Genomic DNA, 12,194 nt, shown 5'->3' on the forward strand with positions numbered 1-12,194 from the left:
CAAGGATGTTTATGGCCCCTTTCAGTCGATCGACTCCAGGCGCAAGGCATCCCCTAACAGGCCCAATGCCGCGGCCAGGTCGTGGTCGCCGCCGAAGGTGTGACTGAGGCGCAAGTGTTGCGCGTGCAAACCCTGGAGACTGAACAGCTCTCCCGGTGCGATCACCACCTGTTGCTTGAGCAGGCGATGAAACACCCGCCGTACATCGACCCGACGCAACGAACCGACCCAGATGGTTGCACCGCCCTGCGGCTCGACGAAGCACAAGGCATCGCCCAGTCGTTCCTGCAACAGCTGAGTCATCTGTGCCTTGCGGTCCTTGAGCATTCGCCGTAATACCTGAAGGTGCTGATCGACACGTCCGTTGCTGTACAAGCGAGCGATGGCTTTCTGGCGAATCGGTGACAAGCGGAACGAACGCAATAGAAAGTGCCGTTGCAGTTCAACACTGAAATGCCGCGAGAGCAGATAACCGTATGGCGCCTCGGGCCCGATGATTTTCTCGAACGTGGAAAACACGATCAGCCGATCGGGGTCCAGCAGGTCGCGAAATCGTTGGCTGTCCGGTTCGAATCCGAGTTCGCCGTAGCAGTCGTTTTCCAACACCCAACTGCCATGTCGCTCCAGCAATTGCGCAACAGCTTGTCGGTTTTCCTCGGGTGCCAGGCTGCCTCGCGGCATGTTCAGCCCGGATGAAACCATCACCAGCCGCACCGGCTCGGTCTCCAGCAACTCCTTGAGCCATTCGACATCCAGGCCGCCGCCGGATTGCACCGCCAGCTCAATCACTCGCACCTGCGCCGCCTGGAGCAACCGCAGAATCGCCCAGTCGCACGGCGACTCGACCAGCACCGTGGCGTCCTTGAGACTCAACACAGCGATCAGCATTTCCAGCACGCCGCGCAGGTCGGCGCCAATATAGACATCGTCGGCGTGCCAGCAGCGCAGCGGCGAGGTGGTGTAGCGCGCCGCCAGGGCGATGCGCAGCTCCAGTTCGCCACACGGTTGCGATGACGGTTGCGGCTGACGCGGATACTGGCGCAGCAGTTCTCGCTCCAGCAGTAACAGCGGGCTGTCGAGCGGCTGTAATAGCGCCGGCTCATCGGCGCTCAAGACCAGCATTTCTGGGCGCCTGGCGTTGACATAGACGGTTTCAAGCAGGTCATTGCCGCTGCTGAGTGCGCTGATGGAGGACACCGGTAACGCGTAGTAGCCAGACTTGGCGACCGAATAAACGCGCCCTTCCTTCTCCAGCAGCGAATAAGCGTACTGAATGGTCGAGATCGACACGCTCAGCCGATCCGCCAACTGTCGTAACGACGGCAGACGGATACGCGTGTCACCCACCGGCTCATTGATCAAACTGGTCAGATATCGGTACACCGCTTGATACGCGAAGTCGGTTTCTCGTGGCCCTTTCATGGGCGAGGGCCGAATGCCATGAGCACGAAATCATGCATCGTCAATAAGTCCGTCAAACCAGGCACTTTCAGCGCCCCGTTGACCATTCATCCGCCACAGCCGTGTCGTCGTTATGGTCGGCGGCTTCGGTTTGCAAACCAGCGACGCCGATTTTCGGGGCGCCTGCCCTACCCTCATTCAAAGACACCGGACCCATGCGGTACAGCCTACCGATCAGGTTGACAGGCAGCCCGCTGACGTCGGTTATCCATTGCAGCACCTGCTCCGGCACCGGATTGCCCTGCATCGCCCGGTGCAAATCAGGCATCGCTACGAGCATGCCTGGGTGGCACTGACGCAGAAAACGCTCAAGCGCCACGCCATTCTCGACAAATGGTGAATAGAGCAGGCAGACCAGTTGCGCTTCGCTCAGGCCAAGGTCTTTTTGAGCCTCGGCCGCTGCCAGAACTCGCTGCTCGGCCCACGTTGCCGGGCTACCAAACACCTCCATCGCTTGTTCGCACAAACGTTCCGGCAGTTGTTTGCGGCGCATCATCACCAATGCCCGTTGCAGGTATTCGGCGACACCTGTCTCGTAGTTCCGGCCATGCACGAAGCAGGATTGCAAACCCCGAACGTGTGCGCAGATAGAAAAGCTGACGTATTCGTTGTCGCTGAGTTGTGCCGCCGGCTCATCAGATTGAAAACCAAGAAACTCGGTGAGCAGTGGCCAGCGCTCCTCGAGGTTGCTGACCAGCATGTCGTGAATGTCGATGTACGTGGCACGGCGACACGCCTCAAATCGTTCGGCCGGACGCCACACTGCCTGCTCATGCTCAGCATAAAAAGCGCGGTAGCAGTCGCTACCCAACGCATCGAGCAGCGCGAATAGTGCCTCGTAGCCGCTTTCGTGGTGATTGGAGGCCTGTAGCCCGGCCTTGGCGGCAGCCCGTTTCAATCCGTCGAGAAACTGTTTTTGCTGGCGAGGCGTATCGCTACTGACCAATGCATCGACACCGCTGTCCCAACGAGCAATTTGCCCATGGAACTCGCCGGTCGCGAGGTACCCGTTGTCCCACAGATCAAGCGGCCCATGACAGGCACGACGATGGCCAACCATCAAAAGATTGAGCCGATTCGACTCACGGCCGGCTTCTGAGATCGGTGCCAGTTGGCTGAACGGCAGGACTTCCCGGTTATCGACCATCAACACTTCAACTCGAGGATCGTCGTAGAGAAACAAGGCGCTGTAGCTGCGATGGATATTTGCCAGGGCCGTCGAGCTTGCGCCGTTCAAGCGCAAGGAGGCGACTCGCAGCCGGAACGTCGCAGGCGCCCGACCGGCAATACTCAATTGTGCGGCGCGCAGCAGCGCCAGGGTGTAGCAACTGTCGCGGGACCCGGACTGAATCGCCAGGACCTTGTAATCGCCAATACGGTCCATGCCCCCGGCGGCGACCACCAGGCGCTGAATCATAAGCTGCAAGGCGGTGCGTTCGGCGCGAGAGAAGAAACTCAACAATCGCTGCAGCACTTGCTGATAGACATAGTTCATCGCCTGATCATGGATATTGGTCATTTTTATTTACCTGATGCTTGTAAGTTCGATATCGCACGAACAACGACATGCACTGCGCAATGGGTGCCTGCCACGATTGAAGTATTGGACGCTATTGCCAAATGCTAACACTTAAGTTTTCGGTAATTATTTGAAATGTTTGGACGGCACCCCTGCTCCGGCCAGAGCCAGGTTGCCGCGAGGCCCTGCAGAGCCGGCCTCTTGCGGCTGCGCGCGACATCCTAGGAAATGTCCGACAGCGTCCCACAGACATATAGCACAAGAAATAAAGAAAGAAGTCGCCCCTGTTTTTTCGCCAACTGCGCAGCGACGAACTATTGGTCGGATATGTATTAACAGTGTGTATTGAAAAGTATCAAGCTGACACCCAGCCATGACTCATTCCTTGAGATGAAAGTAATCATTCAATTATCAAGGCTTATATGATGATTAGAAGATACAGATTGAGAGCAAAAACCAGTTCAGTTGCTGAACTAGCCCATTGACCGGTCAATGGAAGGTCTCATTTATGGCAGATGACGCATGCAAAAGAGTCCGTGGGGGCACGGACTCTTGCAGAGGGGTTTAGATAAAGGGCTTATGCAGGTTCGACCCGAAGGGCGACTCGTTCGCGGCATGGGCATTCGTCCATGTAGCGGTGAGCTTCGACAAACTCGGCAAACGGGAAGACCCGAGTCTTGAGCGGCAGCAACACGCGGTCGGCGGTCATCTGGTTGATGTCGCGCAAGGCACGTTGCAGTGCAACCTGGTCCTGGATGATGCCCAGCTCCGGCTTGCCGGTGAAGTTGCCGATGCAGTGCACAAAGAACTGAATGTTCTTCTGGAACGCTGCGCAGGCCGGGAATGGCGTCTGGTTGCCACCTTGCAGGCCGTACAGCACCAGACTGCCGCGAGGTGCAAGCACATCGCCGAGCAACGACATCTGTGGACCGCCAAGACCATCGAACACCACGTCCACGCCACGGTTGTCGGTGATTTTGTTGATCTGCATCAGCAGGTCCTGTTCTTCGGTGACGATGACTTTCTCGGCCCCGAGGGACAGCAGGTATTCACGTTCTTCCGCGGTTTTGGTTGCGGCAATTACCCGAATGCCCAGCGCCTTGCCCAGTTGGACGAAGGACGGACCGGCACAGTGACTGGCGTCGGTCACCAGGGCGAATTGCCCAGGTTTGACCCGTGCCAGATCGACATAAGCGAAATAGGCGATCAACAGCGGCGTGTAATGCACGGCTGCTTCGATCGGGCTTAGCACATCCGGGTAACGGGTCAGTGCCGAGCGTGGCAGAACGATTTGCTCGCCATAAACAGGGTAGTCGTTAGGGCTTTCAGCCGGAAAGCTGGCGACTTTGTCACCGACGGCGAGGTCATCGACGCCCTCGCCGACCGCCGTAACAACGCCGGACATTTCATGGCCAAGGCCTGAAGGCAGACGTGCATGGGAGGAAGCCAGGTTCTGGCGCCAGAGAATGTCGTACCAGCTGATGCCAATCGCTTCGACGCGCACCTGCACTTCGCCCGGTGCAGGGAGAGCGGCCGCATGCTCTTCGCATTTGAGCACCTCGGCTGGACCAAACTTGTGAAAACGGATCGTGCGGGACATCGCAAACCTCGTCAAAGAAACCTCTAATGCCCTGAACTCTATCTGGGCTTTCTACCCAAGACTATCAGTGGCTATTAATAGTCGACATGCCTGTCATTGATTCCGCAGCGCCGGCGACATCGTCCAATGCCGTGAAAACCGAAGCAGCCTTTTCAGGAAAACTGAATTACTCGGTGCAGAGTAGCAGCCTTTCCCCTTAATATTCACGCCGGCCATTGTTCTCATATGGCTGCTTTCGTCAAGCTTGATGACTCTGCCAGGACTCCAGATGAATCGTAATGACCTGCGTCGTGTCGACCTGAACCTGTTAATCGTTTTCGAAACATTGATGCACGAACGCAGTGTGACTCGCGCTGCGGAGAAATTGTTCCTCGGCCAGCCGGCCATCAGTGCGGCACTCTCGCGCCTGCGCGGGTTGTTCGATGATCCGTTGTTCGTGCGTACCGGCCGCAGCATGGAACCGTCCGCCCGGGCGGTGGAAATCTTCGCCCTGCTCTCGCCTGCACTGGATTCGATTTCCACCGCGGTCAGCCGTGCGGCGGAATTCGACCCGGCGACCAGCACGGCAGTGTTTCGCATTGGTCTGTCGGACGATGTCGAATTCGCCCTGCTGCCGATGCTGCTCAAGCGTCTGCGCGCCGAATCACCGGGGATTGTGCTGGTGGTGCGTCGGGCCAATTACATCCTGATGCCGAGCCTGCTGGCCTCGGGCGAGATTTCCATCGGCGTCAGCTACACCCAAGACCTGCCGGCCAACGCCAAACGCAAGGTGCTGCGCCGCAGCATGCCGAAGCTGTTGCGGGCCGATACGGTACCAGGACCGTTGAGCCTGGATGATTTCTGCGCGCGGCCTCATGCGCTGGTGTCGTTCGCGGGCGACCTGAGCGGCTTTATAGATGAAGAGCTGGAAAAGCTCGGGCGCAAACGACATGTGGTGCTTGCGGTGCCGCAGTTCAATGGACTCAGCACACTCATCAGCGGGACCGATATTGTCGCGACCGTGCCTGATTACACGGCTGACGCGTTGACGGCGGCCGGCGGAGTGCGCGCTGAAGATCCGCCATTGCCGGTCCGCAGCTTTGAATTGCACATGGCCTGGCGCGGGTCGCAGGACAATGATCCGGGCGAGCGGTGGCTGAGGTCGCGGATTCAGATGTTTTTTGGTGACCCTGATAGTTTGGTCTGATCCTGATTTTGTATTGAGGCTGATGGCCCATTCGCGAGCAAGCCCGCTCCCACAATTGGAATGCGTTCCCTGTGGGAGCGGGCTTGCTCGCGAAGAAGGCGACTCGGTGACGAGTCAGACCTTTGCATTCCCCACAACACTGAATTGTCATCAATCTAATTGATAGCCACCTAACGAAAGGTGCACGCTAGAGGGCTTGCCTGGGCCTTATATCATTCCGAATGATAGTTACCTTTGCCTCATTCGATTCGTGCGATACAGCCTCGCCGAGCATCATCCGTCCATTCTCAATACATTGGCGGATGCATCCATGGAACAATCACTCAAACATTTGCGCTTCCCGTTGGCCCTGTTGGCCGTGCTGGTGATGAGCGCCTGCGGCAAGACTCCGGACACGGCCGCCACTATGCCCGCAGCCAAAGTCAGCGTGGCCAAGGTGCTGGAACAACCGGTGAACGAATGGGACGAATTCACCGGGCGCCTCGAAGCGCCGGAAACCGTAGAGATTCGTCCACGGGTCTCCGGCCAGATCGATGAAGTGGCCTTCACTGAAGGCGCATTGGTCAAGAAAGGCGACCTGCTGTTCCAGATTGACCCGCGTCCATTCCAGGCCGAGGTCCGCCGTCTCGAAGCCCTGGTTGCCCAATCCCGCGCCAACGCCACCCGCAGCGAAAATGAAGCCCAGCGCGGTGAGCGTCTGCGTACCAGCAATGCGATTTCCGCCGAACTGGCCGATTCACGCACCAGCGCTTCGCAAGAAGCACGCGCTGCCGTCGGTGCCCTCCAGGCACAACTGGACCTGGCCAAACTGAACCTGAGCTTTACCCGTGTCACCGCGCCAATCAGTGGTCGCGTCAGCCGTGCGGAAATTACCGCCGGCAACCTGGTAACCGCCGACACCACCGCGCTGACCAGTGTGGTTTCCACCGACAAGGTCTACGCCTACTTCGACGCCGACGAGCGTGTATTCCTCAAGTACACCGCGCTCGCTCGCCAAGGCAAACGTGGTGCAACCACCCCGGTTTACCTTGGCCTGTCCAATGAAGACGGCAACCCGCACCAGGGCGTAATGAACTTCGTCGACAACCAGGTCAACCCGAAAACCGGCACCATCCGCGGTCGTGCGGTGTTCGATAACAGCGACGGCACCTACACCCCAGGCCTGTATGCACGCCTGAAACTGGTCGGCAGCGGCACCTACTCCGCCGTGCTGATCAATGACGAAGCGGTCGGTACCGATTTGGGTAAAAAGTTCGTGCTGGTGATGGATGCCGACAACAAGACGGCGTATCGCTCGGTCGAGCTGGGTCCGAAGATCGAAGGCTTGCGCATCGTGCGCAGCGGCCTGAACAAGGACGACACCGTCATCGTCAAGGGTCTGCAACGGGTTCGTCCGGGTTCGCCGGTCACCCCTGAAGTGATCCCGATGGCCAGCGAGCAAACCCTCGCCGCTCTGGCTCAACAACGACAAGCGCTGGAAGCCAGCAACCTGCCCCAAGTCGCACCTGCCAAGGTCGCGCCGGGTTCGGTTGTGAAACTGGCTGCTGCGACTCCACGCGGTTAAGGGACGACAACTCCGATGAATTTTTCCCAATTCTTCATTTCACGGCCGATCTTTGCAGCGGTGCTTTCGCTGCTGATCCTGATCGCCGGCGCTATCTCGCTGTTCCAGTTGCCGATCAGCGAATACCCGGAAGTGGTTCCGCCGACCGTAGTGGTCCGCGCCAACTTCCCGGGCGCCAACCCAAAAGTCATCGGTGAAACCGTGGCAGCTCCGCTGGAGCAAGCCATCACCGGCGTCGAGAACATGCTGTACATGTCCTCGCAGTCCACCGCGGACGGCAAAATCACCCTGACCATCACCTTTGCGCTGGGTACTGACCTGGACAACGCACAGGTGCAGGTGCAGAACCGTGTGACCCGGACCGAGCCGAAGCTTCCAGAAGAAGTGACGCGCATCGGTATCACCGTGGACAAGGCTTCGCCCGACCTGACGATGGTTGTGCACTTGACCTCGCCGGACAAACGCTACGACATGCTCTACCTGTCCAACTACGCCTTGCTCAACATCAAAGATGAGCTAGCGCGTTTGGGCGGTGTCGGTGACGTGCAGTTGTTCGGTATGGGCGATTACTCGCTGCGGGTCTGGCTCGATCCGAACAAGACCGCTTCGCGTAACCTGACCGCCACCGACGTCGTAACCGCCATCCGTGAACAGAACCGTCAGGTGGCTGCCGGTGCGTTGGGTGCACCGCCTGCACCGAATGCCACCGCGTTCCAGCTGTCGGTCAACACCCAAGGCCGTCTGGTTTCTGAAGAAGAGTTCGAGAACATCATCATTCGCTCCGGCGACAACGGTGAAATCACGCGCCTGAAAGACATCGCTCGGATTGAATTGGGTTCCAGCCAGTACGCCCTGCGCTCGCTGCTGAATAACCAACCGGCCGTGGCGATCCCGATCTTCCAGCGCCCTGGCTCCAATGCGATCGAAATCTCCAACGAAGTGCGCGGCAAGATGGCCGAGCTGAAGAAGAACTTCCCGGAAGGTATGGACTTCAGCATCGTCTATGACCCGACGATCTTCGTGCGCGGCTCCATCGAAGCGGTGGTTCACACCCTCTTCGAAGCACTGATTCTCGTAGTTCTGGTGGTGATCCTGTTCCTGCAAACCTGGCGCGCCTCAATCATTCCGTTGGTGGCGGTGCCGGTTTCGTTGATCGGTACGTTTGCCGTAATGCACCTGTTCGGCTTCTCGCTGAATGCCCTGTCACTGTTCGGCCTGGTGTTGGCCATCGGTATCGTGGTGGACGACGCCATCGTGGTGGTGGAAAACGTCGAGCGAAATATCGGATTGGGGCTCACACCGGTCGAAGCCACCAAACGAGCCATGCGTGAAGTGACCGGCCCGATCATCGCGACGGCGCTGGTGCTGTGTGCGGTGTTTATCCCGGCGGCCTTCATCTCCGGTTTGACTGGGCAGTTCTACAAGCAATTCGCCCTGACCATTGCGATCTCGACTGTGATCTCGGCGTTCAACTCGCTGACCCTGTCGCCTGCCCTGGCGGCTGTGTTGCTCAAAAGCCATGACGCGCCGAAGGACCGTTTCTCCAAGGTCCTCGACAAGATCTTTGGTGGCTGGCTGTTCCGCCCGTTCAACCGCTTCTTTGACAAGGCCAGCCACGGCTATGTCGGCACCGTGGGCCGGGTTATCCGCAGCAGCGGTATCGCCCTGCTGGTGTACGCAGGCCTGATGGTGTTGACCTTCTTCGGTTTCGCCAACACCCCGACCGGTTTCGTACCCGGCCAGGACAAGCAATACCTGGTGGCCTTCGCTCAACTGCCGGATGCCTCGAGCCTGGACCGTACCGAAGACGTGATCAAACGCATGTCCGACCTGGCCCTGAAACAGCCTGGCGTGGAAAGTGCGGTGGCCTTCCCTGGCCTGTCGATCAACGGTTTCACCAACAGTCCCAACGCCGGCATCGTGTTTGTGACCCTGAAACCGTTCGACGAGCGCAAAGACCCGAGCATGTCCGCCGGTGCGATTGCCGGTGCATTGAACGGCCAGTTCGCCGGGATTCAGGAAGCCTACATGGCGATCTTCCCGCCGCCGCCCGTACAAGGCCTGGGCACCATCGGTGGTTTCCGCCTGCAGATCGAAGACCGGGGCAACCTGGGCTATGACGAGCTGTACAAAGAAACCATGAACATCATCAACAAAAGCCACAACGTGCCGGAACTGGCCGCCCTGTTCACCAGCTACACCGTGAACGTGCCACAGGTCGATGCGGCTATCGACCGGGAAAAAGCCAAAACCCATGGCGTGGCCGTCAGCGACATCTTCGACACCCTGCAGATCTACCTGGGTTCGCTGTATGCCAACGACTTCAACCGCTTCGGTCGTACCTATCAGGTCAACGTTCAGGCGGAACAGCAGTTCCGTCTCGAACCGGACCAGATCGGTCAGCTGAAAGTGCGTAACAACAAAGGCGAGATGATCCCGCTGGCGACCTTCATCAAGGTCAGCGACACCTCGGGCCCGGACCGCGTGATGCACTACAACGGTTTCATCACCGCTGAAATCAACGGCGCAGCCGCCCCCGGCTACAGCTCCGGCCAGGCCGAAAAAGCCATCGAGAAATTGCTCAAGGAAGAACTTCCGAACGGCATGACCTACGAGTGGACCGACCTGACCTACCAGCAGATTTTGTCCGGCAACACCGCGCTGTTCGTGTTCCCGCTCTGCGTACTGCTGGCGTTCCTGGTGCTCGCGGCACAGTACGAAAGCTGGAGCCTGCCACTGGCGGTGATCCTGATCGTACCGATGACCCTGCTGTCGGCCATCACCGGTGTGATTGCCTCGGGGGGCGACAACAACATCTTCACCCAGATCGGCTTGATCGTACTGGTGGGGCTTGCCTGTAAGAACGCGATTCTGATTGTCGAGTTTGCCAAGGATAAACAGCAGGACGAAGGCCTCAGCCCGCTCGCCGCGGTGCTCGAAGCATGCCGGCTGCGGCTGCGTCCGATCCTGATGACCTCCTTCGCGTTCATCATGGGTGTTGTGCCTCTGGTCTTTTCCAGCGGTGCCGGTGCCGAAATGCGTCATGCCATGGGTGTGGCGGTGTTCTCCGGGATGCTCGGGGTGACCTTCTTCGGTCTGTTGCTGACGCCAGTGTTCTACGTATTGATTCGTAACTTTGTGGAGCGCGGTGAAGCGCGCAAAGCGGCCAAGGCCCTGAAACCGGAGGCGCAACAATGAGCCTGAAAGCCTTCCTGCCGAGCCTTCTGGTACTGGCCCTGAGTGCCTGTGCCGTCGGCCCGGACTACAAGACTCCAGCCACTGAGCCGGCCAACATCACGACCGCCACCGATGGCAGCGCCGGTCAGAAGAACTTCGACCGCTCGCGTTTCGAAGGCATCTGGTGGCAGCAGTTCGAAGACCCGACGCTCAACCAGTTGGTGACTCACTCGCTGCAAGGCAACCGTGATTTGCGCGTGGCCTTCGCCCGCTGGAAAGCGGCGCGGGCGATTCGCGACGACGTCAGCAATGACGCCATGCCGACCATCACCAGCCGGGCCAGCAGTGACCTGGCCAAGGGTCAGATCCCGGGCCAGACCACGAAACGGGTTAGCAGCGAACGCTACGACCTGGGCCTGGACATGGCGTGGGAGATCGACCTGTTTGGCCGTATCCAGCGCAACCTGGAATCCGCCGACGCCGAACAGCAGGCGCTCGAAGCCGATCTGTACCAACTGCAAGTTTCCATGATTGCCGAACTGGTGGACGCCTACGGTCAACTGCGCGGTGCGCAACTGCGTGAAAAGATCGCTTTGGCCAACCTGAACAATCAACAGGAATCGAGCAAGATCACCGTCAGCCTGCGTGATGCCGGCGTCGGCGATCAGCTCGATGTGGTCCGCGCCGATGCACGCCTGGCGTCCGTCGAAGCCAGCGTGCCGCAATTGCAGGCCGAGCAGGTTCGGCAGAAAAACCGAATCGCCACCCTGTTGGGTGAACGTCCGGACAAGCTGACCGTCGACCTGAGTCCAAAAGATTTGCCGGCGATCGCCAAGGCCCTGCCGATCGGTGATCCGGGTCAACTGCTGCAACGTCGCCCGGACATTCTCAGCGCCGAGCGCAAACTGGCTTCCGCCACGGCCCGTATCGGCGTGGCCAAGGCTGATTTGTTCCCACGGGTCAGCCTCAGCGGTTTCCTTGGCTTCACTGCCGGGCGCGGTTCGCAAATCGGCTCCTCGGCGGCCAACGCCTGGGCGCTGGGCCCAAGTATTACCTGGGCTGCGTTCGACCTTGGCAGCGTGCGCGCCCGTTTACGTGGCGCCGATGCTGATGCCGAAGGCGCCCTGGCGACCTACGAGCAGCAAGTATTGTTGGCGTTGGAAGAGTCGGAAAACGCCTTTAGCGACTACGGCAAACGTCAACAACGCCTGATCTCGCTGATTCGTCAGAGCGAATCCAGTCGCGCTGCGGCCAACCTGGCCGACATTCGCTACCGCGAAGGCACGGCAGACTTCCTCGTCCTGCTCGACGCCCAGCGTGAGCGTCTGGCGGCTGAAGATACCCAGGCCCAGGCCGAGGTCGATCTGTACCGCGGCATTGTCGCGATTTACAAAGCCCTCGGCGGTGGCTGGCAACCAGAGACGCTCGCCAGCAAGTAATGTTTTAACGAGCTCCTTTGGTTGGCCGCAACCAACCAATTTCTTTGCCCTGCGCCTCATTCGGTCGCGGGGCTTTTTTTTGCTTGTTCCGAATGCAACGCTGACCCTGTGGGAGCGGGCTTGCCCGCGAATGCGATCTGTCAGCCGACATTAATGTTGAATGTGCAGCCGTCTTCGCGAGCAAGCCCGCTCCCACAGGGGTTAGTGTGCCTACTTGTTATCCTGGACAGCCGCCCGCCCCCGACACT

General features: G+C 59.1%; 7 protein-coding genes. 4 read left to right on the plus strand and 3 right to left on the minus strand.

Annotated elements, in window-relative coordinates:
• Positions 1 to 21: 21 nt before the first annotated feature.
• The 3 genes from ACYZTX_RS17155 to ACYZTX_RS17165 all read right to left on the minus strand — a co-directional run bounded on the left by ACYZTX_RS17155 (position 22) and on the right by ACYZTX_RS17165 (position 4,580).
• Positions 22 to 1,422 (minus strand): aminotransferase-like domain-containing protein, encoded by a 1,401-nt coding sequence (locus tag ACYZTX_RS17155; protein WP_462035070.1) that lies wholly within the window; start codon positions 1,420 to 1,422, stop codon positions 22 to 24.
• Positions 1,423 to 1,489: 67 nt separating this feature from the next.
• Entirely contained in the window at positions 1,490 to 2,980 is a 1,491-nt protein-coding gene (locus ACYZTX_RS17160; RefSeq protein ID WP_462035071.1) for a hypothetical protein, read from the minus strand.
• Between the two features lie 577 nt (positions 2,981 to 3,557).
• Entirely contained in the window at positions 3,558 to 4,580 is a 1,023-nt protein-coding gene (locus ACYZTX_RS17165) for a zinc-dependent alcohol dehydrogenase family protein (protein WP_462035072.1), read from the minus strand.
• Between the two features lie 268 nt (positions 4,581 to 4,848).
• Here ACYZTX_RS17165 and ACYZTX_RS17170 point away from each other — a divergent pair, with 268 nt between their 5' ends.
• The 4 genes from ACYZTX_RS17170 to ACYZTX_RS17185 all read left to right on the plus strand — a co-directional run bounded on the left by ACYZTX_RS17170 (position 4,849) and on the right by ACYZTX_RS17185 (position 11,946).
• Positions 4,849 to 5,766, plus strand: coding sequence for a LysR family transcriptional regulator (locus tag ACYZTX_RS17170; RefSeq protein WP_462035073.1), 918 nt, complete (start codon positions 4,849 to 4,851; stop codon positions 5,764 to 5,766).
• A gap of 310 nt (positions 5,767 to 6,076) precedes the next feature.
• Positions 6,077 to 7,330 (plus strand): multidrug efflux RND transporter periplasmic adaptor subunit MexE, encoded by a 1,254-nt coding sequence (mexE, locus tag ACYZTX_RS17175; protein ID WP_462035074.1) that lies wholly within the window; start codon positions 6,077 to 6,079, stop codon positions 7,328 to 7,330.
• Between the two features lie 15 nt (positions 7,331 to 7,345).
• Positions 7,346 to 10,528: an efflux RND transporter permease subunit gene (locus ACYZTX_RS17180; RefSeq protein ID WP_462035075.1), complete on the plus strand. Its 3,183-nt coding sequence runs from the start codon at positions 7,346 to 7,348 to the stop codon at positions 10,526 to 10,528.
• A complete protein-coding gene (locus ACYZTX_RS17185) occupies positions 10,525 to 11,946 on the plus strand; it encodes an efflux transporter outer membrane subunit (protein ID WP_462035076.1) in 1,422 nt (473 codons plus the stop codon). The genes ACYZTX_RS17180 and ACYZTX_RS17185 overlap by 4 nt, the downstream gene beginning before the upstream one ends.
• Positions 11,947 to 12,194 lie beyond the last annotated feature (248 nt).

The sequence above is a fragment of the Pseudomonas sp. MDT1-17 genome (genome assembly GCF_054898105.1).

Bases quoted from the DNA above. Each gene is read 5' to 3' on its own strand.
- ACYZTX_RS17165 (WP_462035072.1), bottom strand. From the start codon at position 4,580: ATGTCCCGCACGATCCGTTTTCACAAGTTTGGTCCAGCCGAGGTGCTC.
- ACYZTX_RS17155 (WP_462035070.1), bottom strand. From the start codon at position 1,422: ATGAAAGGGCCACGAGAAACCGACTTCGCGTATCAAGCGGTGTACCGA.
- ACYZTX_RS17185 (WP_462035076.1), top strand. From the start codon at position 10,525: ATGAGCCTGAAAGCCTTCCTGCCGAGCCTTCTGGTACTGGCCCTGAGT.
- ACYZTX_RS17170 (WP_462035073.1), top strand. From the start codon at position 4,849: ATGAATCGTAATGACCTGCGTCGTGTCGACCTGAACCTGTTAATCGTT.
- ACYZTX_RS17180 (WP_462035075.1), top strand. From the start codon at position 7,346: ATGAATTTTTCCCAATTCTTCATTTCACGGCCGATCTTTGCAGCGGTG.
- ACYZTX_RS17160 (WP_462035071.1), bottom strand. From the start codon at position 2,980: ATGACCAATATCCATGATCAGGCGATGAACTATGTCTATCAGCAAGTG.
- mexE (WP_462035074.1), top strand. From the start codon at position 6,077: ATGGAACAATCACTCAAACATTTGCGCTTCCCGTTGGCCCTGTTGGCC.